This window comes from Desulfobulbus alkaliphilus (genome assembly GCF_016918545.1).
GTDB lineage: Bacteria > Desulfobacterota > Desulfobulbia > Desulfobulbales > Desulfobulbaceae > Desulfobulbus > Desulfobulbus alkaliphilus.
Genome location: NZ_JAFFQC010000031.1, coordinates 12864 through 39532 on the forward strand (window position 1 = coordinate 12864; position 26669 = coordinate 39532).

21 protein-coding genes are annotated in these 26669 nt (G+C 55.0%); 9 read left to right on the top strand and 12 right to left on the bottom strand.

Annotated elements, in window-relative coordinates; genetic code table 11:
* Positions 1-157 precede the first annotated feature (157 nt).
* Complete coding sequence (locus JWG43_RS14195) at positions 158-1465, top strand: diguanylate cyclase domain-containing protein (RefSeq protein ID WP_205243607.1); 1308 nt, start codon at positions 158-160, stop codon at positions 1463-1465.
* A gap of 71 nt (positions 1466-1536) precedes the next feature.
* On the opposite strand, the gene JWG43_RS14200 is transcribed toward JWG43_RS14195, so the two are convergent.
* The 5 genes from JWG43_RS14200 to JWG43_RS14220 all read right to left on the bottom strand — a co-directional run bounded on the left by JWG43_RS14200 (position 1537) and on the right by JWG43_RS14220 (position 8511).
* Positions 1537-1992 carry a CBS domain-containing protein gene (locus JWG43_RS14200; RefSeq protein ID WP_205243608.1) on the bottom strand — a complete coding sequence of 152 codons (456 nt, stop codon included), beginning with the start codon at positions 1990-1992 and terminating at the stop codon, positions 1537-1539.
* Between the two features lie 8 nt (positions 1993-2000).
* Positions 2001-3596 carry an NAD(P)H-hydrate dehydratase gene (locus tag JWG43_RS14205; RefSeq protein ID WP_205243609.1) on the bottom strand — a complete coding sequence of 532 codons (1596 nt, stop codon included), beginning with the start codon at positions 3594-3596 and terminating at the stop codon, positions 2001-2003.
* Between the two features lie 493 nt (positions 3597-4089).
* Positions 4090-5562 (bottom strand): LptF/LptG family permease, encoded by a 1473-nt coding sequence (locus tag JWG43_RS14210; RefSeq protein WP_205243610.1) that lies wholly within the window; start codon positions 5560-5562, stop codon positions 4090-4092.
* Positions 5552-6931: a M23 family metallopeptidase gene (locus JWG43_RS14215; protein ID WP_205243611.1), complete on the bottom strand. Its 1380-nt coding sequence runs from the start codon at positions 6929-6931 to the stop codon at positions 5552-5554. Before JWG43_RS14215 ends, JWG43_RS14210 begins: the two co-directional genes overlap by 11 nt.
* Positions 6932-7005: 74 nt before the next feature.
* Positions 7006-8511: an Rne/Rng family ribonuclease gene (locus JWG43_RS14220; RefSeq protein ID WP_205243612.1), complete on the bottom strand. Its 1506-nt coding sequence runs from the start codon at positions 8509-8511 to the stop codon at positions 7006-7008.
* Between the two features lie 403 nt (positions 8512-8914).
* On the opposite strand from JWG43_RS14220, the gene JWG43_RS14225 reads away from it, so the two are divergent.
* From JWG43_RS14225 to JWG43_RS14235, 3 genes are all read left to right on the top strand, one after another.
* Positions 8915-9757, top strand: a complete 843-nt coding sequence (locus tag JWG43_RS14225) for a glycosyltransferase family 2 protein (RefSeq protein WP_205243613.1) — start codon at positions 8915-8917, stop codon at positions 9755-9757.
* A 5-nt stretch (positions 9758-9762) separates the two neighbouring features.
* Positions 9763-10887: an SPL family radical SAM protein gene (locus JWG43_RS14230; protein WP_205243614.1), complete on the top strand. Its 1125-nt coding sequence runs from the start codon at positions 9763-9765 to the stop codon at positions 10885-10887.
* Positions 10888-11155: 268 nt separating this feature from the next.
* Complete coding sequence (locus tag JWG43_RS14235; protein WP_205243615.1) at positions 11156-11440, top strand: hypothetical protein; 285 nt, start codon at positions 11156-11158, stop codon at positions 11438-11440.
* Between the two features lie 38 nt (positions 11441-11478).
* On the opposite strand, the gene JWG43_RS14240 is transcribed toward JWG43_RS14235, so the two are convergent.
* Entirely contained in the window at positions 11479-12369 is an 891-nt protein-coding gene (locus tag JWG43_RS14240) for an HDOD domain-containing protein (protein ID WP_205243616.1), read from the bottom strand.
* Positions 12370-12832: 463 nt separating this feature from the next.
* On the opposite strand from JWG43_RS14240, the gene JWG43_RS14245 reads away from it, so the two are divergent.
* From JWG43_RS14245 to JWG43_RS14260, 3 genes are all read left to right on the top strand, one after another.
* Positions 12833-13927, top strand: coding sequence for an alkene reductase (locus JWG43_RS14245; protein ID WP_205243617.1), 1095 nt, complete (start codon positions 12833-12835; stop codon positions 13925-13927).
* A gap of 31 nt (positions 13928-13958) precedes the next feature.
* Positions 13959-14333, top strand: a complete 375-nt coding sequence (locus tag JWG43_RS14250) for a diacylglycerol kinase family protein (protein WP_205243618.1) — start codon at positions 13959-13961, stop codon at positions 14331-14333.
* A gap of 165 nt (positions 14334-14498) precedes the next feature.
* Entirely contained in the window at positions 14499-14978 is a 480-nt protein-coding gene (locus tag JWG43_RS14260; protein ID WP_240193604.1) for a peroxiredoxin family protein, read from the top strand.
* A 198-nt stretch (positions 14979-15176) separates the two neighbouring features.
* On the opposite strand, the gene JWG43_RS14265 is transcribed toward JWG43_RS14260, so the two are convergent.
* The 6 genes from JWG43_RS14265 to JWG43_RS14290 form a co-directional block, all read right to left on the bottom strand.
* Positions 15177-16487, bottom strand: a complete 1311-nt coding sequence (locus JWG43_RS14265) for a histone deacetylase family protein (protein WP_205243621.1) — start codon at positions 16485-16487, stop codon at positions 15177-15179.
* Positions 16488-16546: 59 nt separating this feature from the next.
* Positions 16547-18244 carry a hydantoinase/oxoprolinase family protein gene (locus JWG43_RS14270; RefSeq protein ID WP_205243622.1) on the bottom strand — a complete coding sequence of 566 codons (1698 nt, stop codon included), beginning with the start codon at positions 18242-18244 and terminating at the stop codon, positions 16547-16549.
* A 145-nt stretch (positions 18245-18389) separates the two neighbouring features.
* Complete coding sequence (locus tag JWG43_RS14275) at positions 18390-18896, bottom strand: O-acetyl-ADP-ribose deacetylase (RefSeq protein WP_205243623.1); 507 nt, start codon at positions 18894-18896, stop codon at positions 18390-18392.
* 500 nt (positions 18897-19396) lie between these two features.
* Positions 19397-20629, bottom strand: a complete 1233-nt coding sequence (locus JWG43_RS14280) for a DEAD/DEAH box helicase (RefSeq protein ID WP_205243624.1) — start codon at positions 20627-20629, stop codon at positions 19397-19399.
* Between the two features lie 314 nt (positions 20630-20943).
* Positions 20944-22269: an erythromycin esterase family protein gene (locus JWG43_RS14285; protein WP_205243625.1), complete on the bottom strand. Its 1326-nt coding sequence runs from the start codon at positions 22267-22269 to the stop codon at positions 20944-20946.
* Between the two features lie 164 nt (positions 22270-22433).
* On the bottom strand, positions 22434-22946 hold the full coding sequence (locus JWG43_RS14290; protein ID WP_205243626.1) for a DUF2058 domain-containing protein: 513 nt from the start codon (positions 22944-22946) through the stop codon (positions 22434-22436).
* 497 nt (positions 22947-23443) lie between these two features.
* Here JWG43_RS14290 and JWG43_RS14295 point away from each other — a divergent pair, with 497 nt between their 5' ends.
* Both JWG43_RS14295 and JWG43_RS14300 read left to right on the top strand, forming a co-directional pair.
* A complete protein-coding gene (locus JWG43_RS14295) occupies positions 23444-25567 on the top strand; it encodes a Tex family protein (RefSeq protein WP_205243627.1) in 2124 nt (707 codons plus the stop codon).
* 133 nt (positions 25568-25700) lie between these two features.
* Positions 25701-26489, top strand: coding sequence for an NAD(P)/FAD-dependent oxidoreductase (locus tag JWG43_RS14300; RefSeq protein WP_240193605.1), 789 nt, complete (start codon positions 25701-25703; stop codon positions 26487-26489).
* Positions 26490-26669 lie beyond the last annotated feature (180 nt).

The window sequence follows — 26669 nt, forward strand, 5'->3', positions numbered from 1 at the left end:
GTTCAACACTCGCAGGGTACCGGGCCGGAGCCAACAGGGTATCCACTCCTGTTCACGGTCATTGTTGACTTGACGTGGTATCGCTCACTCGGCATACGACGTTCGGGTATGGCGAAGCAACGGTTTCTCTTTTATCCCTTCTTGCTGGGTTCCTGCTATGAAAGTTTCCCTGTTTTCCGGCACGATGCCGGCCGCCATCCTTATTGTCGATGACGATGAGGTCATGCGCATGCTCCTCCGTCAGTTCCTGGAAGGTGAGGAGTATGACGTGGCGGAGGCGGACAACGGCCATTCAGCGCTGGAAAAGCTGGGAGAGCGCTCCTTTGACCTGGTTATCCTCGATATCGCCATGCCGGGCATTGATGGCCCGGGCGTTTGTGCGCATATCCGATCCTCCATCGACGATCCTCCGCCGGTTCTGATGATCACGGCCTTGGACGACGAAAAGAGCATCGAACGATCCTACAGCGCAGGTGCCGTGGATTATATCCGCAAGCCATTGCGTTGGCCGGTTCTCAAAAACCGGATCCGCTATATTCTCGGCTCACACCGCGCCAAGCAGGAGCTTGAACTGCTGACCAGGAATTACGAGATGATTCTTGATGCCGCCGCCAATGGAATCTGCGGGGTTGACGGTGCCGGGGCTATCAGCTACATCAATCCAGCAGCTCTGGACATGATGGGGTTTCGCAGCGAGGAAGTGCAGGGGAAGCATTACCGGCAGATATTCTGCCTAGCGATTCCCGGTGGCGAAGATTTCACCGAGGACTGCTGTCCATATTTTCACCAGCCGGAACTCAATACGACCACAACCTGGGATGAGGCCAGGATGCGGCGCAAGGATGGGACCGCCTTCCTGGTGGATTTTCGTTCGACTCCCATCCGCCAGGGCCAGCGGCTGGTTGGCGGAGTTCTTGTTTTTGCCGATGTCACCGAAAGGCAGGAAGCAGCGGAGCTCATCCGCTACATGGCCAATCATGATTCGCTCACCAATCTACCCAACCGGAATTATTTCCGTCGTCGCCTTCCCCAGGCCATTTCATTGGCGAAACGCTACAGCCGTATCCTCTGCCTGCTGTTCATTGATCTGGATCGTTTCAAACCCATCAATGATCAGTTCGGGCACGGAGTTGGTGACATTGTTCTTGTTCAGGTGGCCGATCGGTTGCGGCATACCTTGAGAACCTCGGATTCGGTCTGCAGGCTGGGCGGGGATGAATTCGTTATTCTTCTTGAGAGCACAGAGACGGTGGAAGGAGCCACCCTGGTGGCGCAGAAGGCCATCGAATTGCTCAATGAACCAATCGAGGCCAACAATCATATCTGTTTCATTGGTGCGAGCATCGGCATTTCAGTTTTCCCCAAAGATTGTACCGATGCTGAAACCATGCTGCGCAATGCAGACATCGCTATGTATGAAGCGAAAAAAAAGGGGCGAAATTGTTGGCAGATTTATAACGGTTGACCGCGATGCCGTACCCCTGAATACGGCAAAAGAGACCAAAAACAAGAATCCGGCCGTGAACCATACAAGGGTTATGTATCCTGGGCAATAGTGCGGATGATGTCGGATTTACCGATGACTCCCACCAGCTTGCCATCTTCCATCACCGGCAGGGTATGGATTTTCTTTTCAGCCATCAGGGTGGCAAGGTCCTCCAGGCTGGTGTCCGGCCCGACGCTGATCAAGTCCCGAGAACAGATATCCCCGACCTTGCCTCCGGCGATCTTCTTCAATTCCTTTTCGGTTTTTCCCGGGCGTTCAAGAAAGATAAACGAATCAAGAATAGCCACCGCGGTCGGCAGGTGAATCTTTTTGTTCTGAAAGATCAGGTCGCTTTCCGTAACAACGCCGATGGCCCTTCCATCGGCATTGACCACCGGTGCGCCACTGATATTATGAGTTATAAGCAGTGTTGCCAGTTCCCGCACGGTGGCGTCCTCGCTGACCGTGATCACCTCACGGCTCATGATGTCCTGGGCTTTCAGCATACTATCTCCTATTGTGATTGAAGGGTGCAGGTTCGCATGACCCGCGGAAGGATTTGCGCCACTTCGGAGGCTGTGTATCCGCAGGGGCGGGAACGCGCAATACAGTCGGCGGCCAGGCCGTGGAGACAGACTCCAAGGCAAGCCGCATCCCAGGGGGAATATCCCTGTACCAGCAATCCGCCGATGATTCCTGTAAGGACATCACCCATGCCTCCGGTGGCCATACCCGGGTTGCCGGTGGAATTAATCGCCCAGGTCCCCTCGGCATCGGCAACCACTGTTCCGGCTCCCTTCAGAACCGTAATCATGTGCGGTCGCTCTTCTTTCTCGGAGGAACACAGCCACTGGGCGGACTTGAGACGGTCTTCCTGGACCGTGGAGATGGATTCACCGAGCAGTCGTGCCATCTCGCCGGGGTGGGGCGTAAAAATTCTCGGACCGGCGGTCTGAGGAATTACCTCCGGATGAGCTGCGAGAACAGTGAGCGCATCGGCGTCCATCACCAGCGGTGCGCTTATTGTGGTGTAGATGTGCAGGATCAGTTCTGCCGTTTTGTCCGCCGTACCCATCCCCGGGCCGAGAACCAGCGCCTGTTTTTCGTCAGCCAGGGCTGTTATCTGGTTGCAATCCTCCATGGAAAGGTAGGTTCCCGCGGTGGGCAGGGCTACGGACATTGCTTCGGGCAGCACTGTTTCAAAGATGGGATTGAGTTCCCGAGGCACGGCAAAAGTCACCAGACCAGCGCCGCTGTGGAGAGCACCACGCCCGCACAGCAGGGCTGCGCCGGTTTTCCCTTCGGACCCGGCGAGGATAAGAAGATGACCAGTGCTGCCTTTGTGCGCGGTGGCCAGTCGTCGGTGCAAGGTATGGCCAACGGTCGACTTGTCCAGCGCCATTCCCTTGAGGCCGGCATTGAGGAGGATCTTGGAGGGAATGCCGATGTCAACCAGTTCAAGCTGACCAACGGTGGCGCCGCCGTGATGATAATGGCCGGGTTTGGGCAGACCATAGGTGACGGTCAGGTCGGCATGAACAGCGCCACCGAGAAGAGCACCGGTATCACTGTGGAGGCCTGTGGGGATATCAACGCTCACCACCGGGATTTTGTGACGTTCCCGAAGAACGTTGATACAGTTGATGACGTCGAGAAAATGCCCGCTGATGTTCCGTTCCAGACCGATACCGAATATGGCATCAACCAGAGAGTGGATGGGATGCATCCGGTTGAGCGTCAGCACCGTGTCGATCAGGCTCAGCATCTTTTCAGAAGTATCGAGTATCTGAAAAGGAAGACGGATTTGTTTGAGAATGGAGGAGTTGTGAGCGGCGTCTCCCTGCAGATGTTCGGGATCAACAAGGAAAAAGACAAAAGGGTAGGCTCCTCGGGCATGGACGGTGCGGGCGATGACCAGGCCGTCTCCGCCATTATTGCCGGGACCGGCAAAAATGCACACCGTTTTTCCGGTCAACGGGCCAAAGGAGCGTTCCATCCAGTCAACCGTGCCCCGGCCGGCGTTTTCCATCAGAACCATGCCGGGAATACCTATCTCTTCGATGGTGCGGCGATCGAGTTCGCGCATCTGCGCGGCACTGGCTAGTTGCATACGCACTCCTGTTAGTATTCTGTGCGTGGAGGACAGTGTCCTGAATCCGTGACGGCCGGACGCTTGTATTGGATATATCTCGCTGTCATCAGAGTACACCTGCAATGGAATTCTTGACAATACCCTTCACCAGCCGCAAACGGATCGAGGAGTGTGAAAGAACGCATAGGGTTCCGCATCCGGTGGCAGGGTGCGCATAAATGTCATCTAACCAATTATACCTGAATTGGCTGCAGGCCACTACAAGAGAGTGGCCGGGCGAAAAAAGAAGCGTGCGTGCATCAGTGCACCCGGAAAAAGTTTCTTCAAAACGCCCTCATTCACCGGGAGCAGACCCGGAGTTGGATAGCCTCTTTCTGAATCCGTATCGGCCGGCCGCTTATTTGGGTATATCTTGCTGTAATAACATTGTAATCGCAACAAAATCCTTGAGCATGCCTTGCACCGACCGCTCAAGGATCCAGGGAGGTGAGTTGATGCTGATCGGTAGTGATTACTGGTTCTGCTGCTCCAGGATCCCTTTACAGAACTCACATGGTTTAAACCCAGCCTCTTGAGCGATGGAGGCATCCTTGAACTGCAGGCTGCAGCGGGGGCTGTGATACTGAGCACATTCAGGCAGATGGAAGATACCGGTCAAGCCGTCGGCACGGATGCCGGGTCGAGCCGCAGCCCCGTCCTGGTCGCCGGTCGTCGGAATGGGTTTGCGTTGGATCCTGCGGCTTATTTTTCTCCTCCATTGACTGCGAACGTATTTGATCAGAGGGAGGATAAAGCGGTCAGAAAATATCTCCAGAGTAACCTGCACCCGCTCGGGAACCACCTGTTTTTCCTGGTTTGTTCGATGGAAGACCAACACCGTCAGGATCAGCAGAAGCATATTGGGCAGCCACATGCTGAAGACAAAAGGCAGGACCCCATCCTCCGCCATGACCCTGGTGACGGTGAAGGTGATATAATACAGGAGAAAGCAGGCCAGGCCCAGGGGCAGACCAATGGCTCGTTTACCTGGCGCCGCCTGCAGGCCAAGCGGCATGCCGAGCATACTGAGCAGAAAACAGCCCACCGGCAGGGCAAGGCGGTGGTGGTAGGTGGAGCGAAAAATCCGGCCTTGCTTCGAGTCTGGTCCGTACAGGGCGGCGGCGGCCAGGAGTTGTTCCTGGGTCATGGCCCCTCGGTCGATCACCGTGACATCTTCGCCACCGATCCGGGTCGGCGGCTGCAGGGGAATCTGCAGTTGATAGCGTTGAAAACGGATGACCTGATTGTCCTGGTTTTCGGCACTATGGAGGGTGCCATCTTCGAGAATAACAGTGACCATCATTTTTTCCATCTCCGCTTCCAGATGACCGGATTTGGCCACAGTGATCAACGGCTGCAACCGGCCGCGCATGTCCGAGACATATACGCCGTGCCAGTTGTCCTGGTCGTCGATATTGTCGACATAGACGACAAGTTCCCCCAATGCTTCGGTAAACTCCCTTTCCTTCAACCCCTTGTCGATTTTCTCCTTAGCCAGTTGAAACATCAGCTGTTTGACTGCCACCGCTCCGGCGGGAATGAGCTGGATTGAAAAAAAGCCGGTGAGCGTGGCAATGGCCGCGGCAATGACCACCACCGGTGGCAGCATTTGCCGCAGACTTATGCCGCAGGCCTTGAAGGCCAGGATCTCGCGATCATTGGTCATCCGGGTGAAACAGATGATTACCCCGGCCATACTGGCCATGGGGATGACATAGAACAGCATGTGAGGGAAAATATAAGAGAACAGGCGGATGAAATCCGCCAGCCCGATATGGAGTTGCAGGACCACCTCAAGAAGTGGAATGAGGCGGATGAGAAAAAAGACGCAGTAGAGGATGATAAAGCTGGCGAAAAAAGGAGCCAGCAGTTCAGTGGCAATATAGCTGTACAGCAGGAGCGGCGGGCGCACCCGATCTGTTATCGACCAACCATTAGAGTTCATTGAGAATATTCTGGATGTTGATGTCGATCCAGTTTTGATCCCACCACTCCAGCGGGGATACGAAAATTCCGTGAACCAGCATGGAAAAATGGAGATGGTCACCGCCGGCCATGCCGGAAACGCCGGTGCGGCCGATGGGCTCGTCCTTTTCAACCAGCGATCCCAGGGTGGTTTCATAACTGCTCAGGTGAGAGTAGAGACTGAAGACTCCCTGGCCGTGATCAAGAATGACGGTGTTGCCATAAATCCCCAGATAGTCGGTAAAGACGACTTTGCCCCGGTTGGCCGCCCGAATAGAGGCATGTTGCGTTGAGGCGATATCAACACCCAGGTGGGTCTGAACATCGACCACCTCGCCATTGTACACATAGGTCCTTTGATCAGGGAACCCGCCTCGTTTGGCACCGGGCATGCGTAGGAAACGGTCGGACCAGAGTCGGTTCGGTTCACTGGTTTGGCAGATTTGAGCGATGAAGTTGTCATTTTCCACCCGAACCTGGTTATTGAGGAACAGAAACTGTTCAAGCAATGTGCCGCTCATCTCAGGATAATGTTCGTGGAATTCAGGAAGTTTCCGTTGCAGAAACTGATCGCTTATGGTGAGGGTATCCCGTTTTTCGGCAACTGTGCGGAAATTGGTGGCAAAAGGGGCTGTTCCTTCATTGCCCGCGGCATCCGTGGCAAAAACAACGGTGCTCCTCGGCGCCTCGGCATCCCAGGGCAGGGCGAAATAGGCAATGTATTGGTCCTTACCGGGTAAAGGTGCACCGGGGAAAACGGTGGAATCGATCATGACGCCATGGCGTGCCGGCGGTTCGGATACCGTGTATATGGCGATACCGGAGCCGCCGGGGCGGATATACCGCTGCGCATGATGAATGGAGACCCGTGGCGGGGTGGTGTCAATGATAACAGCTATTCGCTTCTTGGTGTGATTGCCGCGCATCAGGTTGTTGAGAGAAAAATCCCGCACGGAAAACAGCAGTTCCGCTTCTCCTTCAGCAAATCCTGCCGCTCTGGCGTCAATGGCCACTTTCTCGCTGACGGTATTCGGACCGGCGGTGGTCAACCAGGCCTGACGGGGGAAGGTCTTTTTCAGCAGTTCCGCAGTGGTATCGTTCTGGCTCAGGGTAATGGTGATGGACCGGACGCCGCTTTTGCGATCCGTGACCTGCAGGGGCAGTTCGACTGTACCGCCAAGATAGTGGAGGTCTTTTTCCAGGACCAGTTCCGGTGCTTCACGTTCAAAAAGAACATAGGCGGCCATTGCAGCAGTCGCCACCGTTGCTGCCACCAGAGTGACAAAAAAATATTTCAGGAACTTACTGCTTCGTCTGGGGGCATTGCGCAATCGGTTTCGTCGTGCCATGAATAACTCCGTTGGTGATTGGTTGGTGATTGATCTCCATGTTTGATGACAATGATTTAAAAAGGTTGGCCGGACTATTGGTTCCAGATGACATCGTATCTTTTGATATGCATGTCGGCAATAGGGACGACGGTGATGCGTTTATTGGTCCTGCGCTCGAGTTGCTCGATGGTATTTGTTTCTTCATTGAGGAGCATGTCCGCGATGTGTGGGTGGACTTTGATGGTGACGCGCGAACCGCCGATTTTGCCGGCATCCCTGCTGATCTTACGAAAAATTTCGTGACAGATGGTGCGGCGCGACTTGATGAAGCCGTCACCGCCGCAGTAGAGGCAGGGTTCGCACATCGTCTGGGTGAGGCTCTCCGACAGGCGTTTGCGGGTCATCTGCACCAGGCCGAATTCGGAGAGTTTGAGGATATTCACTTTGCTCTTGTCATCACGCAGGGCTTCCTGAAACGCGGTGTAGAGCTCCTCCCGTTGCTGTTCGTCCTCCATGTCTATGAAATCGATAATGATGATGCCGCCGAGGTTACGCAGACGAAGCTGCCGGGCGATTTCCCCGACCGCCTCCATATTGGTCTTGAAAATGGTTTCCGCCAGATCCGAAGCACCGACATAGCGGCCGGTGTTGACGTCGATAACGGTCAGGGCCTCGGTGGGCTCGATGACAATATAGCCGCCGGAGCGCAACCAGACTTTTTTGTCCAGAGCGCTGTTGATATCCGCTTCGATCCGGTATTTTTCGAACAAAGGCAGATCGCCGTCATAATAGCTGATCTTTTCCTTGATATGGGGTGCGAAAGTGTGAGCATAGGTCAGCAGCTGCTCATAGACCTCGCGATTGTCGATCACCAGTGATTGCGTATTCTCAGTGAAAAAGTCACGGACCGCTCGCAGGATCATGTCAAGATCCTTATAGATCAAACCGGGAACCGAAACCTTGCCTGCTTTGCTGAGTATGTCGTCCCAGAGCAGGAGTAGGTATTCCATGTCGGCTTCCAGTTCATCATTGCCGATGTTTTCGGCAACGGTGCGCATGATGAAACCGGTGCCTGGCGGACGAAGTGCTTCGATTTTATCCCGCAGCATCTGTCGGGTGGTTTCATCTTCGATCTTGCGGGAGATGCCGATATGATCGGTGAGCGGCATGAATACCAGATTGCGACAGGGCAGGGTGATGTTGCCGGTCAGGCGGGCGCCTTTGGAACCGATGGGTTCCTTGGCAATCTGCACCAGGATTTCCTGGCCTTCGCGAAGAATAGTATCGATGGAGGGAGAGGTGAGGAGACTGTGCGGGCAGCTTTTTTTCAGCCGGTGACCGGAAGTCAGCCGCTGATAATTGTCGGAAAAAATATACAGGGCTTCGTCGATATAGAGAAACCCGGTTCGCTCCAGCCCGATGTCGACAAAAGCGGCATCAATGCCCGGCAGAACCCGAGCTACCCTGCCCAGATAAATGTTTCCAATGGATCCTTTTTCCGAGAGCCGTTCCATGTGAAGTTCGAGCAGGTTGCCGTTTTCCACCAGGGCGATCCGGTTCTCATAGGAGGTTGCATTAATGAGGATGTCTGTGTACATAGAAATGTCTGGCCGGTCCGTGCTAGCTGCTCCCGGCAGACGGCGCAAGCCTGTCCGGCGCATAATGTTTCATGGAATGAGCAGGTAACTATACTATACCACCGGCAAACCGCCATAATAAATTCCTGAATCCGTGGTGGCTGGGTGCTTGTATTGGATATATCTTGTTGTAATTATCTTTTAATTGCCGAGGAATCCTTGCCAACAACTTTCACCAGCCGCCCTTCGGGATATCCGTCCGCACGCCATCTTGATAGCCCGTAACCGTCCGATAAAGTGTACTTTCATCGAACGGTCACAGACAGTAAAGCTGACGTACGGACGAACACTCACGGATCCAGGAAATTGGTTGCCCCGATCATGGAGTGTATCCCCGAGCAGGAGTTGATGCAGGTACTTTTTTTTGATTTCCGTTATAATCCCGACCTACAACAGGGTGGTACTTCTCGAGCGGGCCATCCGGTCCGTGCTTGCTCAACGCCACCCCTGCTGCGAGCTGATTATCGTTGACGACGGTTCCAACGATACTACAGCCGAAATGGTTGCCCGTCTTTCTGTCGGGGCCACGGTACCAATCCGATATCTAACCCAGGAGAACCGGGGGGCAGCCGCGGCCCGCAACCTTGGCATCCAGACCGCAACGGGATCACTGCTGGCTTTTCTCGATTCCGATGACTGGTGGCTGCCCGACAAGCTGGGCCTGCAACAGGCCGCCATGGCTGCCGCTCCTCGATACACGATCTCACACACCCGGGAGATCTGGTACCGCCGGGGGCAACGGGTGAATCAGAAAAAGAAACACGACCCACCCCATGGCGATATTTTCGCTGCCAGCCTGCGTATGTGTGTTGTCGGCATGTCCACGGTCATGGTCCGGCGCGATCTTTTCGATCGGTATGGTCTGTTTGACGAGCAGCTGCCCTGTTGTGAAGATTATGATCTCTGGCTGCGGGTCGGCCGTCGGGAGATGTTTTTGCTGGTAAGCCATGCACTCACTGCCAAAAGTGGTGGGCGGCCGGATCAGCTTTCTGCAATACATCGCCTGGGCATGGATGTCCATCGAATCCATTCTTTAAGAAAAATACTGGCAAGCGGTGTACTCGACCCCGAACAGCGTCGGCTGGTCCAGAACGAACTGGTACGTAAATGCATGATATATGGCCAGGGGTGCTGTAAACACGGTCGACCTGATGAAGGAGCGTCTTATCTGGCTTTAGCAGCTCAAAATCACCCTCAACCGGAATAATCGACTTGAAACAGGTTCCATCCTACGGCGATCCGGTCCGCTATCTCACTCGGCTCCATGTGGCGGAGGACTGCCTTGATCTGGACTATACCCGCGAGATCATCTCCCGTGCCAACCTGCCGGTGACGGTTGTCGGTGAACGGGGCACACCGACCCTTGCCGGTGCATATCCCGGCAATCTCGGGGTTGGCAAGCGTCATCTTTTTCTCTGTCGTAACCGGGGGGCCTTTTTCAAACCCTGTCCAGCCACCCGGGTGTATCGCTGCTGCGAGTATCAGGTACTCAATATCGGCATGAACTGCCCCATGGATTGTGTGTACTGTATCCTCCAGGCCTATCTCAACAATCCCTGGCTCAGCTTTTTCGTCAATATCCAAGACCTGTTCGCCGAACTCGATCAGGCTCTGGATAGGGAACCGGACCGTTTTTTTCGCATAGGTACAGGAGAGTTCACCGACAGTCTGGCTTTGGACAGTTTGACCCACCTCAGTCCCCGCCTGGTCAGATACATGGCCGGTCGAGGCAATGCGATCCTTGAACTTAAATCAAAAAGTGTCAGTATTGACAATCTCCAGGGGCTCGATCACCAGGGGCGGACTCTGATTGCCTGGTCGTTGAACACTCCGGAGATTATGGCCGGGGAAGAGATACGGACCGCCACCCTGGAGGAACGCCTGCAGGCGGCGGTACGCTGTGCTGAATGGGGATACAGGCTGGCTTTTCATTTTGATCCGATTATCCTTCATCCGGGCTGGCAGGAGGGCTACCGCTCGACGATCCGCCGGCTGTTCGCCACGGTGCCGGCTGAGGCTATTGCCTGGATCAGTCTGGGGGCGCTCCGCTACCTGCCGGCACTTAAATCCATAGCAACTGAACGTTTTCCCGCCACGAGAATGTTCTACCAGGAATTCATCGACGGACTGGATGGCAAACGCCGGTATTTCCGTACCGAGCGGGTGGCTATGTATCAATATATTGTCAAAGAGTTACGGCTATTTGCCGACCCCCGTACCTGTATTTATTTCTGTATGGAAAACGATACAATCTGGGAACAGGTTTTTGGGTTCTCTCCGGAGGAGCAGGGCGGGTTGCCGACCATGCTCGACCGTGCGGTCCAAACTATGACATGAGTGCGAACCGGTTGATATTTTTTTCAAAGCTCCTACCTCTTGTTGCTTCCACCGTCAACTGCCTCATGCTGTCTTTTATGGAAAAGTAACAATCGGCGCGCAGAGGCTTGCTTTTTTTCTCTTAATAGTTATCTTTCTCAAATAGTTTGTTTCGGTGACCCGCGGGGCAAACAGTCAGGTTGGTAGTGTCATTCGGAACAAAATGAATACTAAACAGAGGTATCACGTGAGTTGCATGGGCATGCAGCCGCTATGAAAGGAGAGCCAAATGGGTGTGTTATCGATGGTCGCAAAGGGGAGGCAGATCGCCTGTCATGATGATTGGCCACTTTTTTACATGAATGACTTTTCCCGTATGGGGCTGGTGGTTAACGGTTTACCGGAAATGGCTCGGGCCCTTGAGATCAACGGTTATCAGTTCAGGCAGGACGACCAGGGCCTGGCCGTGGAAATATCCAGCCAGGAACAACTTGTCAAAATTATTACTATGTTGCAGGAACACCAAATTGAGTACGAAATGACTGATCTTGTACGTTGCGTCTATCAAGGATGATAACCCCCTGTGGTCTGCCCGGTGGGCAGGCGAGAATTTTATGAAGCAGACTGCGTGGATTGTTGTGCCTCAAGGACTTGATCGCGATCTGTCGACAACAGGCCGGGAGTGGTTTCAAGGAACTCTTTCAGAGCTGTCAGGTCCGTAGTTGACAGGTTAAGTCGCACAGCTTCTTCAGTTTTGAGAATATCGATGGCTGGATCGTTGATCAATCCGATACCCAGCCAGTGACAAAAAGTATTGGCCATCTTCACCAGGACCAGAATATAGTTGTTTCGATCATAATCCAGCAGGTGGTGATCCCTGGCTACAGCTGCAAACAACGGTGGCATCTTGATCCGCTGCAAGAGGAGATATCCCTGTTCCGCGTGGAGTTTATCTAAGGCGTTGAACAGAAGGTCATTGTTGAGGCTGATGGCTTTTCCTTTCTGCTTTATTTCATCAATCACTTTCAGTATCAAAAGTTTGCCGACATCGTGAAACAGAGCGGCAAAAAAAGCTTCATCCCGCATGATCCCAAAGTCAAGGCGCCTGGAAAGGAAAGCCGCGGCAAAGGCACACCCCACGGAATGTTGCCATAATTTTTTCATAATGGCATCTATCTGGCTGTCATGCGCCCTGGCTTTCTTTTTGTGAATATCAGCGGAAACAATCCTGGCAACTTCCAGCATGCCGATTCTGATAATGGCGGCTTTTACCGTTTTGGTTGGAACAAGGCCTTGGTATTGAACAGAATTGGCAATCCTTATCAGGTGGCTGGAGAGTGCCTGGTCGGCGATGATCAGTCTTTCAATAACCCGGAGGTTGGGCTCTTTTTTGACCAATTCAAGTTGAATTTTTAAAGAGACCGCATCAAAAATCGGCAAGGTAAGACGCTCTGATTCGATGTGTTTTTTGAGCAAAGCAACAAAAGTGTGTTTATTTGCCATGCTGAGCTGGTCTGGATAGAGTGAACTAAGTACAGGCCTGTTGATCACAAAAAGGCCCGTTCAAATGGCGCCGGACAGGTGATCTTCCGATGTCACCAAGACCGTTATTATCAAGGATTTTGCAGCAATTATAATGTGATTACAGTACGATGTATCCCGAAAAAGTGTCACGGCCGTCACGGATTCAGGCGGTGGTAAAATCTCACCGAATGTCGGTGAAATGCGGTCAGGCCTGGAAACTGGAACTGTTCCCATGGCAATATGCATACAATTTCAGGAACAATGTCGACTTCGGAAACCTCACACAGTAGGTTCCATTTATGTTGTATCTGATTATCGGTTGAGGTGTAAAGATATTCTTTTCACCGGATACACGCGCGCTGACCTTTCCATGGGTGCGAGTAAAAGACCGCCTGTCCTGAAAGTTTGTTACCATTCCCATGACGATGAGGAGAAGCAAACCATGAATCACCTTTTTCAACCCCTGCAACTGGGTCCCTTGACTCTCCCCAATCGTATCTTCATGGCACCGCTGACTCGATGCCGTACGGAAGTCGATCATATACCCACCGCACTCATGGCCGAGTATTATGCCCAGCGAGCCGAGGGGGGATTACTCATTGCCGAGGCAACCATGGCCATGGCCGGCAATTCGGCCTTCTGGAGAGAACCCGGTATCTATTCACAGGCCCAGGTCGAAGGGTGGCGATTGACCACCGAGGCGGTTCATAGAGCCGGTGGCCATATTTTTCTGCAGATCTGGCACGGCGGCCGGGCCTGTCATCCCTTGTTCAACAACGGTGCAGTGCCGGTGTCAGCCAGCCCCCTGGCCATTACCGGCGAGGAGGTGCTGACACCGGAAGGCAAACAACCGTATGTGGTCCCCCGGGAATTGAACGACAATGAAATACCCGCTGTTGTCGCCGGGTTCAGGAAGGCAGCGGAAAACGCCAAGGCCGCGGGTTTTGACGGCATCGAGGTGCATAGCGCCAATGGGTATCTCCTTGACCAGTTTCTCCGCGACGGCTGCAACAAGCGAACCGGCCCCTATGGCGGTCCGATTGCCAAGCGTGCCCGACTGCTTTTGGAAGTCCTTGAGGCGGTCAACGGAGTCTGGGGCAGCGATCGGGTTGGCCTGCGGCTTTCACCCCTCAACAGCTACAACGACATGGAAGACAGTGATCCGATCAGCCTGGCCGCCTGGCTGGCTGATCGTCTCAATGCATGCAATCTGGCTTACCTGCATATGATGCGAGGTGATTTTTTCGGCCGGCAGCAGGGGGACGTGCTGACCCCGGTGCGGGAACGCTTTCATGGGGTACTCATCGGCAACATGGGGTATTCTCCCGAGGAGGCGGAAGCCGCCATTGCCGCCGGCACGGTGGATGCCGTGGCCTTTGGCACCGCTTTCCTGGCCAACCCGGATCTGCCGACACGGATCAGGGCGGGGGCACCGCTGAATGAGCCCGACGCCGCCACTTTTTATACCCCGGGAGAGCGGGGGTACACGGATTATCCTTTCTGGGAACTGATCTCGGCGGGGGAGGGGAGGTTGTGAGGAGCAGCAACCAGCCGGTCCCTGTCCTCTGATGCCTCCATTTTCACTGCGCAAGCGGGCAGAAAGTTTCATTTATGCTTTCAAGGGCGGCCGCATCCTGCTGGCCACCCAGCACAATGCCTGGATTCATGCCGTTGCCACGCTGCTGGTCCTGATAACGGGGTTGGTTTTAGGGGTATCCCGGCTCGAATGGGCGCTGCTCGTGGTCGCCATCGGCTCGGTCTGGGCCATGGAGTCAGTGAATACGGCGGTTGAACTGCTGGCCGATGTGGTTTCCCCGCAGTGGCGTCAAGAGATCGGGGCGGTCAAGGATGTGGCCGCCTTTGGGGTTCTGGTGACCGCCTGCGGAGCAGTGCTGATCGGGCTGCTGGTCTTTCTGCCTTATGTCGTGCAGCTGGTCAGGTAAAAAAAAGCTGGAAACGTACGGGCAATGAAGAACGCGTGCGAACGGCCGCCCCGAAGGAGGGCAGGTGCAGGTGTATCAGAAAAGTGTTTCCACAATTTTACCCTGAGTACAGTATAATAAAAAATCAAACAGTAACCCTGTTGTCAAGGTTAAGGAGGCCCGGTTATGCCCAGAGTCCAGGTCAACACCCAGGCACCCGATTTTTCCCTGCCCGATCTGCAGGGCCGCACAGTGACCTTAAGCGATTTTTTCGGGCACAGGCATGTGGTGGTGGTGTTTAATCGCGGTTTTTTGTGACCTTTCTGCCGCAGGCACATGGCGCAGTTGCGCCAGGATTATGAGCGTTTCGTGGAGATGGGGGCTGAGATCGTGGTGGTCGGCCCGGAGACAGCGGAATCGTTTCGTCGCTATTGGCAGGAGGAGCAACTGCCTTTTATCGGGTTGCCCGATCCGGAGCAGACAGTGCTCAGCCTCTATGGTCAGGAAGTGCGGTTGTTCAAACTCGGGCGGATGCCGGCCCTCATGTTGATTGATGCATCCGGCCTGCTGCGATTTGTGCACTACGGTCATTCGATGGCGGATATACCCGACAATGAAGAGATTCTGCAGTTGCTGGCATCGGCCAGTGGCCTGAAAGAAGGGTAAAGAAACCAATCAGGCTTGTACCTGGGTGGTTTCTCACGCTCCTGAATTCCTGAATCCGTGACGGGGGCTCTTTTTTTTGGGTATATCTGACTTCGCTGACCGCTAAAACCCTTGTATGCGGGCCGCCACCTTCTGCCGTATGGGTACTTGAAATTGCGTACTCTGTGAACCGCCCTTGTCTGTAACCAGGCGGCAGGGTTATTTTCCGGGTCGGTAGCGATACTGTTTGTTTTTCTGGTCAAGGATCTGCACGATGATGTAGTCGTCGTCGGTTCGTTGAAAAGCGTCGTAGCCTTCCTGTTCACAGGCAGGGCAGCAGTCAATGGGCAGTTCGATGCCCAGGCAGGTGCTGATATGACTTGAGCTGGTCTGGATCAGGCGGACACCCCGGCACTGGTCACAGTCCTTTAATGCCTCCCGCTGTTTTTCGAGAATGCCTTCGGTATCGTAATAGATTTTCCGTTCGCGGATGAAATACTCCCCTTCTTTTTTGAAGTCCCCTGGTTGCGGATGGAAATACGTATCCGTCAAATGACCGCAGAGTTGTTTGATGTACTCGAGGGTTTCAGGTTCTTCCCGCAGCAGGTCGGCGTGGTAATCCGGTTCACGGACGGCTGAATAATCGCAGCCGGCCATGGCCAGACATATCCCCAGGTTGACATAGGGCAGGGCGCCCTTGATCGAATACCCGCCTTCGAGAACAGCGATGTCGGGTTTGAGCAGATCGTTGAGTCGGGCGTATCCCTGGGCGGAGAACTGCATGTTGGTGATGGGGTCGGAGTAATGGTTGTCCTGACCGGCTGAATTGATCACCAGATCCGGTTTGAAGTCGGCGAGAATGGGAAGAACCACGTTTTCCAGGGCATGGAGATAACCTGTATCGGAAGTGCGCGGCGGCAGAGGAATGTTGATAGTTCGTCCCAGTGCTCTCGGGCCGCCGTTCTCCTCGGGAAATCCTGAGCCCGGATACAGAGTGCGGCCATCCTGATGGATGGAGATGAAGAGAATATCCGGGTCGTGCCAGTAGACATCCTGGGTGCCGTCACCATGATGACAGTCGGTATCGACAATGGCAATGCGCTTGCGACCGTACCGTTCACGGATCCACTCGACCATCACCGCCTCGATATTGATATTACAGAAACCGCGATTACCATGCACTACCTTCATGGCATGGTGACCGGGTGGGCGGACCAGGGCAAAGGCCCTGCGGGTTTTCTGCTCCATCACCAGTTTAGCCGCCTGGATGGCACCTCCTGCCGATATCCGATGCGATTCGGTACAGATGCGATCCACCGAGGGAAAACAGAAGTGCGTGCGGAGGATGTCCTGGTCCTTGGCCCGGAGGGGGCGATGCTCGCTGATGCCCTCGATATCAAACAATCCCTCCTCGCGAAACTGATCCTGGGTGTACAGCAATCGTTCTTCCCTTTCGGGATGGGATGAGGAAATTGCCCAGTCATAGGCAGGGAAAAAAATAACTCCTAGGGAAGAAGTAGCTTTCAGCATGGTCGTATGGTCTCTCGGGATAGCTGATTGATCGGGGCTGGCGGATACTGCACGGCCTTTCAGCGGGTCGCCGCCATCTGGATATCAACGGCACTGTCACTGTTCAGCCGGGCGATGACCGCCGGTTGCACCTGGGCGACCACCCGGATGTTTCTGCCGCTGGTATAGGAACCGTCCACCATGTTGAAGGAATCCGCCTGGGTAATCTGAATTTCGTCCGCGGGCAGAGAGACGCCGGCCTGAGCCAGGTCGTTTGCCAGCAGATTCCTGGCTTCTTCGACTGCCTCGTCCAGGGAGTAGCTCCTGGGGATCGAGCGAAAAACACCGAGCATGGGCGCGGAAACCTTTCCTTTGGCCGTATCCGCGGTCAAGGTCAGGTGGCTGGTGGTGCGGGTCAGGGCGGCGCCAATGGCGTTGACCACTCCGTACAGGGTCGGCACTTCGACGTCCATTCCCAGCCGGTCTTCAAGGACACCCTTGAACACGGACGCAGGACCTCCTATAACAATGATTTTTCGTGGAGATATATCTCTTTCCTCAAGTATCTCGTGGATAGTGTACACGGGTTTCGAATTGACCAGGGCAATCAGGGCTTCAATTTTGGCGGCTATGGCGTTGACGGCAGCATCAACCGCTTCGGAGGCCAATTGCCGGCTGTCCATACCGTAATCCGCGGCCAGGGCTTTGAGGCCATCATGGGAAAGGGAAACATCACCCAATTGCGCCAGGCCAAGAACATTGCAGGCATCCATCAGGGTGGCCGCCGGTCCGCCGTTGGCCAGGCAGGGGCCGAGACGATGCGGTCCGGTACGGACACCGCTCTTGCCGACACTGAGCAGCGAATCGCCGCCGATGCCGATGGATTCGACGTGAATCGCCCGCACCAGGGTGGGATGATTGTTGATGGCGATGCCTTCCCGCTCCAGGAGCGGTTGACCGCCAGCAAACAGGGCGATATCCGTAGTCGTGCCACCGATATCAAGCATGATCAGGTCGGAGGTGGCCTGGGTGGTGGCCATGATGCCCATGACCGAAGCTGCCGGACCGGAAAAGATCGATTGCACGGGTGTTTCCAGGGCACGGGTCAGAGGCATGGTGCCGCCGTCCGCCTTGAGGATGTTGACCTCGGCCTGGAGGGTTAAGCCGCGGAGACTGGCGGCCAGGGCGGTGGAAAAGGAGCGGAAGGTTTTCCACACCGCGGAGTTATAGTAGGCGGTATGGATGCGGCGACCGAAATTGAGCTGCCCCGAGACCAGGTGGCCGGTTGAAATAAAATCAGCCCGTTCGCCCAATTGTTCCCGCATCCGGTTTTCCGATGCAGGATTACGCGGAGAAAATTTGGCGGCTACCGCAAAAAACTTCACTCCCTGGGTCAAGCAGGCGTCAATGGCCTCCTTCAGTATCGTCTCGTCCAGCGGTGCGGTTTCCGTGCCGATGTGATCGAGGCTGCCGGGTATGATATGGAAGTGATCGCCGATCCGGTAAGTGTCCACGGCGATCCCGGGCCCCCCTGCCACCAGCACCCCGACGGGATCGGTATTACCAGTCACGATGGCATTGGTACTCAGGGTCGTGCTCAGATTCAGGGTCTCGACCCTTGTCGCGTCCTGACCGGCGAGAACTATATGCAGAACCTGATTAATCGATTCCAGCAGATTGTCATGATTGGTGGGAGCCTTGGCAGCAGCGATCAATCTGGTCCCGTCGATGAGAACGGAGTCGGTGTGGGTGCCGCCGATATCGATTCCTATGCGCATGGCAACTCCTTGCCTGGATGGAAGGGGAGGCCGATGGAACCGGCCCTTGATCGGTTATTGTCGCGTTCCGTTGCCCGCGGAACACGTTGCTGTCGAAACAGGCTCTGGTTGAGCATGGAGCAATACGACAAAGGTGCCCACCCTCTCAGCCCAGACTATGCATGGCCTGGGCAAAGGCGAATTTGACCTGGGGCTGAAAGCAGACGATGAAGACTTCCTTTGGTTTGCCGTGTTTGTCGATAAAGGATTGGATGGTGTCCAGGGCTACATCGGCAGCTTCATCGAAGGGGAATCCGTAGGCACCGCAACTGATGGCCGGAAAGGCTATGGACTGGATGTTGTTGCGGACCGCCAACTCCAGGCAGTTCCGGTAACAGCTCGCCAGCAGGGCCGGTTCATTGTTGTTGCCGCCCTGCCATACCGGGCCCACTGTGTGGATCACGTGTCGGGCCGGCAGATTGTACCCCTTGGTTATCACCGCCTGCCCGGTCTTGCAGCCACCAATGGTTCGGCATTCCGCCAGCAACTCAGGGCCGGCGGCCCGGTGGATGGCGCCGTCGACACCACCGCCGCCGAGCAGAGTTTCGTTGGCTGCGTTGACGATGGCATCAACCTTGAGGGTGGTAATATCAGATTCAATCAGTTGGATCATGGTGGGCTCCCGGAATGTGGGTGGGCATGGTCAACAGCCGCCTGGGATTGTTCTTCCTGAAAGAGGTGACGATCCTGCATCAGGGTCGCCGGACAGTCAGGAAGCTCGAGACATTTTCCTGAATCCGTGAGCGAATGCCCCGAAGGGTTGCTGGTGAAAGTTTTTTTCAAAGGTTTAGCAACAACTATAATATGCTTACAGCAAGATATACCAAAAAAATCGTCCAGCCGTCACGGATTCAGGATTCAGGCAACGAAGCAGGAGCATCCTGCACTGGCGGTCAGCGGCTCGAACAGGATTGTCACCGCGCCTGAAAATTTGTCTTAACTGTAGGCAAAAACAATAAAAACGTCAACGTTTTCAGAAAAATAGAGATAAAGGTTTTGATTATTTCCGGGAATGTTTGGTTCTCACCCTGCGCATGGGGCGCAGGGTGAGACGAGTCGGGAGCTGGACAGGCAGTAGTCTGTCAGATGGGAAAGGAAGCGGGAGGTGTGACGTTATCTGGAAACAGGCCGGTTTCTTTTCCGTGGGGCCCGTGTTCCTTTTCCCGGCTTGGTGGTGTGTTTCGGTTTTGCGGCTCGTTTGAAGTCCGAGACGAACAGTTCCTCTTCAGGCCATTCCACCGGAATTTTATAGCGGATATATTCTTCGATATCTTCCAGGCTCAAGGCACCGATCTCATCGGCAAAGGAAATAGCCTTGCCTTTGGCTCCGGCCCGGGCGGTCCTGCCGATGCGGTGGACATAATCTTCCCGATCTTCGGGCAGATCGTAATTGATCACGTGGGTCACGCCCTCGATATGCAGCCCCCGGGAAGCGACATCAGTGGCGATGAGAATAGGCAGACTGCCTTCCTTGAAGGCCTTCATGATCCGCAGGCGTTTTTCCTGGGCAACATCGCCGGAAATGAGACGACAGGGAAAACCGTTGGCGTTCATGCGGGCATGCAGGTGTTCGCCTTCCCGTTTGGTGTTGGTGAAAATAATGGTGCGGGTCATGCTGTCACGACGGAGAAGACCCAACAGCAGGGGGAATTTTTCCCGGCGGGAAACATGGTACAGCACCTGCTCAATCGCATCCGCTGTGATCCGCTCTCCGGAAACGCTGATCTTTTCCGGGACATTCATGAATTCATAGGCCAGTTCCATGACCCGGTGATTCAGGGTCGCGGAGAACAGGAGGTTCTGGCGCTTGTCAAAGGGAGGCAGGCGGCGGAGGATAAAGCGCAGATCGGCTATAAAGCCCATGTCAAACATTCTGTCGGCCTCATCGATGACCAGCATCTCAACCGCGCTGAGACTGAACACCTTCTGCTTGAGGTAATCGATCAAACGGCCCGGGGTGGCGATGATGATATCAGCGCCCTGGCGCAGGCCCTCGCGTTGCCTGGCGTAATCTACCCCGCCATAAACAGCCTGGATGGAAAAACCGCAATGCATTCCCAGCAGCCTGGCATCGTGTTCGATCTGCACGACCAGTTCTCTGGTCGGGGCGAGAATCAAGGCGCGAGCATGATTGCCTGTCACTGTGGTGTTGGTCAACAGCCGGTTGAAAAGCGTTATGAGAAAGGCCGCGGTCTTGCCGGTACCGGTCTGGCCCTGACCCGCCACGTCCTTGCCCTTGAGGGTGAGAGGCAGCGTCAGTTCCTGGATGGGGGTACATTCGGTGAATTCAGCCTCGACAATACCCTTTCGGAGGGGTTCCGGCAGGGCCAGCTGGTCAAATTGCATTCAGTCTCCTTGTGAAATATTCCTGAATCCGTGAGCGTTCGTCCGTGTGTTAGCTTCATTGTCTGTGACCGTTCGATTAAAGTAAACTTTATCGGACGGTTACGGGCAATGAAGATGGCGTGCGGACGGGCGCCCCGCAGGGCGGCTGGTGAAAATTATTATCAAGGATTCAGCTGCAATTATAATCTGATTACAGCTAGCTATAATCAAAACAAAAGTCCGGCCGTCACGGATTCAGGATGTTGTCTTCAGGTCGTTGTACTTCGGCGCAGACAATACACACTGCGCCACGATATGGCAATGACTTGTGGCGGTCAATCGCCAAGAGGGGTGACCGTGTCGGTTTCCCTGATAAAGATCAGCATGTCATATCGTTCGGGAACGACAGTAGGCACATAATTGCCCTGTTCATTCCTCGGATTGTACACTACACCTATGGCCCGGTGGCCCAGGGGTTTGAGGAAAGCTCCCGTCGGTGCTCTGTCGTCCTCGTCGAAGAGCAGGTAGAATTTTTCCAGACCGGTGGCGTTGAGCTTGGCTTCAAGGCTTCCTGGCATACCCCGGGGAACCTCCATGCGCATGGCCGGAGAACCCCAGCTCGAACCGGCCATCACCCTGCCGGTGTAGGTGGAAAACCCGATACTGTACACCTGGTCGCGTCCCTGCTCCTTCCTGCTGAGTGTACCGATATTGACCAGACCCTGTTCCGCCATCCGGGTTGCCCGGGCGTCGCCGACATGGGTGTTGTGGGCCCAGACAACACCTCTCGAGTCGTTGCCGTACCGTGCCAGCAGTTTGTTGACCGTGTCGTTCATATGGGAGACTCTGCTGTTCCATGCCTCTGGTCCACCCTGGACGGCGAGCCTGAAGTACGCCTCCGCATTCTGAACGACATAGGCGTTCTGCAGGGCGGCAAAATAGGCGTCGGCATCCAGGGAGGCCAGTTCCTCGCCTGCAGAATCGAGGTAGGCGACAAGATCCTGAATTTCCTGCCGGCATGAAATCCTGCCCGCGGCCGCGGCCCGGCCATAGACCCATTCGTTTCTGCCATAGGTGGTGAAGCAGGCGGCTTTTTCTTCCAGGTCTGAAAAATGATCGCCGGCATGCTCCCGCAGATACAGCAGCAGCATGTCCAGGGACTCCCATTGACCGTACACGTCCATGCCATAAAAACCGATCCTCTGCGCGTGAGGAAGCCGGGCATTATGGGCCTGCAGCCACACGAGAAATTCCTTGACCTCTTCGTTGGCCCACATCCATTGGGGCCATCTGGTCAATTGTTCCAGCAGAACCGATAGGTCTTGCTCCTCGCCGGCAAGGTCGGATTTGACATGGGTATTCAATCTGTGGAGGGCAGCCCAGTCGCCTTCCACCGCCACAAAAGAAATGTCGCCTCTCTCTATCAGCCTCTTGGTGATTTCCGCTCGTTTTCGATAAAATTCCGCTGTCCCGTGCGTTGATTCACCGATCAGAATCAGCCTGCTGTTGGGAACAGCGGCAGCGATCCGGTCCAGATCAGCATCGCTCTCAATTGGCACGGCGCGTTGCTGCACAGCGTCGATGAAGTCGCTGTGACCGGAGACTCCTGGCGAACAGCCGCCAAAAAGCAGCAGGAGGGTCAGCACCAGTATGTTTCTCATCACAATACTCTCCCTTGCAGTATCCATCTGCTGACGGAATCCTGAATCCGTGGCGGCTGGATGCTTGTTTTTGCTTCAACTTGCAGTAAGCAGGTTAACAATACGACGATATTTTTGGCAATTCTCCTTCACCAGCCACTCTTCGGGGGCGTCCGTCGGTACGCTCACGGGCCCGGGTCCAAGGCAGGATCCCGCCTTGAGGGATTCAGGGTCTGATCATGGAGAAGCAGCAGGGCTTGCTGGTCACGCTCGGCTATCTGCCGGGCGACCTTGGCCGGCACCACTTCATAGGCATCATGGAGCTTGACAATGCCCAGTTGGCCGCGGCTGAGCTGGTCGACCATTTCCCGGGAAACAATGATGCGCATGATTCTGCCGTTCTCGACAAAATGGTAGGGCTCGCCACGCCCGTCCCGTTCGAGACGGTTTGTTTCTATGAGTTGCCTGACCTGAGCCTTTCGCTCGCGAAGGCGTTTTTCCTCATCGCGTTGGCGGTTGAGTTCCCTGGTCCGCTGGGCCTGGGCTGCCTGCTCTTTCTGCAGAGCACTCTCGGCCGGTGGTACCAAGTCCCCTTTGTTCTTCTTGCGGTTGACATGCTTTTCATGTTCAACTTTCTTGACTTGTCTGGTATTCACCAGTCCAGCCTTGAGCAACTGGTTCCGCAAAGGATTTCCCATCGTGTATCCCTGACAAAAAATAGGTGATGGTCACGCCATGGACCGCAGTGAAAAACGCAACCCTTGCTCGGTTGCAGGCGAATGGCTGCCTGACCTGGCAACTGAATCCGTGCCTTCGTCCATGAAAACCGTTTGTATGCAATAAACCATATTCGCCATGGGATGCAAAGACCTGAATCCGAGACGGCTGGACTCTTTTTTTGGGTATATCTTGCTGTCATCAATTTATAATTGCAGTGGTATCCTTGATGATGCCCTTCACCAGCCGCCCTTCGGGGCATCCGTCCGCACACCATCTTCATTGCCATACCCGGCCAATAAAGTGTCCTTTCATCGAACGGTCACAGGCAATACAACTGACGCACGGACAAACGCTCAGGGATCCAGGATAGAGCTATCATTTTGAAAAAATAAGATATTTTTTTCATCGAAAGTGTCTGTCCGCAAATCTAAAGTCTTATGGACACGGCCGTTGATCAGTAAATATACCAAGACCTATGCATCAATTTCACGAACAGATCGCCCGAGAACTGAACATCAAGAGCAATCAGGTGGCAGCCGTTGTTGAGCTGCTGCAGCAGGGCAGTACCGTGCCCTTCATCGCCAGGTATCGAAAAGAGGCCACCGGGCTGCTGGATGAAGTGCGGATAACCGCCATCCGGGACCGTCAGCTGCAGCTGGCCGAGCTTGAAAAACGACGGCAGGCAATTCTTGTCTCCCTGAGTGAACGGGAACTGCTGGACGACAAACTGCACCAGACCCTCACCGCAGCCGCGGATATGTCGACCCTCGAAGATCTCTACCTCCCCCATCGTCCCAAACGTCGAACCAGAAGCAGCATTGCCAGGGAAAAAGGGCTTGAACCGTTGGCCCGGGATATTCTACGCCAGGATCGCCGCCCGCTGGAACCGCAACCATACCTTGACCCGGCCGGGGGGGTCGCTACTGCCGAAGAAGCTTATGCCGGGGCCCGCGACATCATCGCCGAATGGATCAGCGAAGATGCCGAGGCTCGGGGCGCTCTGCGGCATCTTTTTATCGACAGGGCCGTTATCGTCTCCAGGGTAGTCAAAAAAAAAGAAGCAACAGGGAGTACCTTCCGGGACTATTTTGCCTGGCAGGAGCCGGCAGCCAGGACACCGGGGCATCGTCTGCTGGCTATGCTGCGCGGCGAGAACGAAAAGGTGCTGACTTTTTCGATCCGTCCCCCTGAAGAGGCGGCGTTGTCCCTGCTGCGGAGACGATATGTCCGGGGGCAGGGGGCCGCGGCGGTCCAGGTGGACCTGGCCGTGGAGGACAGTTACAGGCGATTGCTCGCACCTTCACTTGAAAATGAACTGCGCAGCCAGCTGAAAATGCGGGCGGATCAGGAGGCTATCCAGGTTTTTGTCGACAACCTTCGCGAACTCCTCCTCGCGCCACCCCTGGGCCGGAAACGGGTCCTGGCCCTGGACCCCGGGTTCCGCACCGGCGCCAAGCTGGTCTGTCTGGATGAGCAGGGGCAACTGCTCCACCATACGACCATCTATCCAACCCACTCCGAGAAGCAGAAGCAGGAGGCCGGCACAATCGTGGTCGACTTATGCCGACAATACCGGATTGATGCCATTGCCGTCGGTAATGGCACCGCCGGGCGGGAAACCGAGTCTTTTATCCGATCCCTGGACCTGCCGGCGGCACCGATGGTGACCATGGTCGATGAAAGTGGGGCCTCCATTTATTCAGCATCTGCAACAGCCAGGGCAGAGTTTCCCGATCATGATCTCACCGTGCGCGGTGCTGTGTCCATCGGCCGCCGACTGCAGGATCCCCTGGCGGAACTGGTGAAGCTGGACCCCAAAGCCATCGGGGTCGGCCAGTACCAGCATGATGTCAACCAGACGGCCTTGAAAAAAAGTCTGGATGAAACGGTGGCAAGCTGCGTCAACAGTGTGGGGGTGGAACTCAATACGGCCAGTGCCGAACTGCTGACCCATGTATCCGGCCTGGGGCCGGTTCTGGCGGGAAATATTATCCGATATCGTCAGGAGAACGGTTCCTTCACAAGCAGAACTCAGCTGCTGCGGGTCCCCAGACTGGGGGCCAAGGCCTTTGAGCAGTGCGCCGGGTTTCTGCGCATTCGGGATGCCGCAAATCCCCTGGATGCCAGTGCCGTCCATCCGGAACGCTATTCGATTGTTGCCCGGATGGCCCGGGATTGCGACTGCCAGGTTGTTGACCTCATCAACCAGCAGAGGTTTCGGGAAAAAATTGAGATCAGCCGGTATGTCACTGATTCGGTGGGTCTGCCGACCTTGCACGATATCCTGACCGAGCTTGCCAAACCGGGCCGGGACCCGCGGGCGGGGTTCAGTGTATTTGCTTTCGCCGCCGACATCAACAGTATCAAGGATCTGCAGCCGGGCATGCGGTTGCCGGGTCTGGTCACCAACGTGACCAGATTCGGCGCCTTTGTCGATATCGGCGTGCATCAGGACGGGTTGATCCACATCAGCCAGTTGGCCGACCGTTATATCCGCGATCCTTCGGAGGTCGTCAAGGTCCGCCAGCAGGTTATGGTCCGGGTTGTAGAAGTCGATGTCCAGCGCAACAGGATTGCCCTTTCGCTGCGGCAGGGCTGAAGGGAACCGGTACCGCATCGATCCATGAGGGGCTCCATCCTCCTGATCGTTGCATGAAAAAGTAAACAATGCTTATACTGCATCAACATGATGCAGCATTCAACACTCCTCCTGACTAATGAAAAATGAGATTATGACAGCAAGTGATCTGTACGACCTGGTTATTATCGGCGGCGGCCCCGGCGGTTTTACCGCCGGCATTTATGCGAAACGGGCAGTGCTTAAAGCGGTCCTGATAGAAAAAGGACCTGTCGGCGGTCAGATGGCGCTGACTGAAGTGGTGGAAAACTGGCCGGGTACGGAGCGTATTGCCGGTATGGAGTTGGCCGAGAATTTTCTTACCCATGCCCAGACCTATGGCTTGGAGGTTCTGTCTCGGGAGGTAACGGCTGTCGAGCCAGGGCTGGAATATCATACCGTGCGTCTGGATGATGATCGCATCATTCGGACCCATGCGGTGATCATTGCCACCGGCGGCAGCCCGCGTAAGCTCAACGTGCCCGGAGAGCAGGAATACTATGGCAAAGGTGTCTCCTACTGTGCGGTTTGTGACGGATTCTTCTTCCGCGATAAAACCGTGGTCGTGGTTGGTGGCGGCGATAGTGCCACCGAAGAGTCGCTCTATCTGGCCAAACTGGCCAATAAAGTGTACCTGGTGCACCGTCGAGACACTCTGCGGGCAGGAATGATCCTGCAGGAGCGAATCAGGGAACAGAAAAAAATCGAATTGATCCTCAATACCGTGGTCAAGTCCATCGAAGCGGACAGCCAGGGGGTGAATGCGGTGGTGCTTGAAGATACCCAGACCGGTGCACAGCGGACCTTGCCCACGGACGGTGTCTTTGTCTTCATCGGGTTCACCCCAAATAATCGTGTCCTTTCGGCAAGCCTGCCTATCCGGGTGGTATCAGGTGTGATATGATGCGGCGGGATTCTTTAAATCTGGATTTCGGTCAGCAGGTTGCTGGGCTGAAATTTTCCTTGTAATTCCAAGGAAGCCAGCGGTGCGGATGAGCAAAGAGATCAGCGCTGTTTTTCTGCAGTGCCGTCAGATATTCGAATGGATTGACCTTGCAAAGAAAGCAGGTGTGGATAAGGCTCA

Coding starts and splice junctions, on each gene's coding strand:
- JWG43_RS14220 (WP_205243612.1), bottom strand. CDS start 8,511: ATGTACACAGACATCCTCATTAATGCAACCTCCTATGAGAACCGGATC.
- JWG43_RS14200 (WP_205243608.1), bottom strand. CDS start 1,992: ATGCTGAAAGCCCAGGACATCATGAGCCGTGAGGTGATCACGGTCAGC.
- JWG43_RS14210 (WP_205243610.1), bottom strand. CDS start 5,562: ATGAACTCTAATGGTTGGTCGATAACAGATCGGGTGCGCCCGCCGCTC.
- JWG43_RS14195 (WP_205243607.1), top strand. CDS start 158: ATGAAAGTTTCCCTGTTTTCCGGCACGATGCCGGCCGCCATCCTTATT.
- JWG43_RS14215 (WP_205243611.1), bottom strand. CDS start 6,931: ATGGCACGACGAAACCGATTGCGCAATGCCCCCAGACGAAGCAGTAAG.
- JWG43_RS14265 (WP_205243621.1), bottom strand. CDS start 16,487: ATGCTGAAAGCTACTTCTTCCCTAGGAGTTATTTTTTTCCCTGCCTAT.
- JWG43_RS14295 (WP_205243627.1), top strand. CDS start 23,444: ATGCATCAATTTCACGAACAGATCGCCCGAGAACTGAACATCAAGAGC.
- JWG43_RS14270 (WP_205243622.1), bottom strand. CDS start 18,244: ATGCGCATAGGAATCGATATCGGCGGCACCCACACCGACTCCGTTCTC.
- JWG43_RS14250 (WP_205243618.1), top strand. CDS start 13,959: ATGCCTCCATTTTCACTGCGCAAGCGGGCAGAAAGTTTCATTTATGCT.
- JWG43_RS14235 (WP_205243615.1), top strand. CDS start 11,156: ATGGGTGTGTTATCGATGGTCGCAAAGGGGAGGCAGATCGCCTGTCAT.
- JWG43_RS14205 (WP_205243609.1), bottom strand. CDS start 3,596: ATGCAACTAGCCAGTGCCGCGCAGATGCGCGAACTCGATCGCCGCACC.
- JWG43_RS14300 (WP_240193605.1), top strand. CDS start 25,701: ATGACAGCAAGTGATCTGTACGACCTGGTTATTATCGGCGGCGGCCCC.
- JWG43_RS14275 (WP_205243623.1), bottom strand. CDS start 18,896: ATGATCCAACTGATTGAATCTGATATTACCACCCTCAAGGTTGATGCC.
- JWG43_RS14240 (WP_205243616.1), bottom strand. CDS start 12,369: ATGGCAAATAAACACACTTTTGTTGCTTTGCTCAAAAAACACATCGAA.
- JWG43_RS14245 (WP_205243617.1), top strand. CDS start 12,833: ATGAATCACCTTTTTCAACCCCTGCAACTGGGTCCCTTGACTCTCCCC.
- JWG43_RS14290 (WP_205243626.1), bottom strand. CDS start 22,946: ATGGGAAATCCTTTGCGGAACCAGTTGCTCAAGGCTGGACTGGTGAAT.
- JWG43_RS14280 (WP_205243624.1), bottom strand. CDS start 20,629: ATGCAATTTGACCAGCTGGCCCTGCCGGAACCCCTCCGAAAGGGTATT.
- JWG43_RS14285 (WP_205243625.1), bottom strand. CDS start 22,269: ATGAGAAACATACTGGTGCTGACCCTCCTGCTGCTTTTTGGCGGCTGT.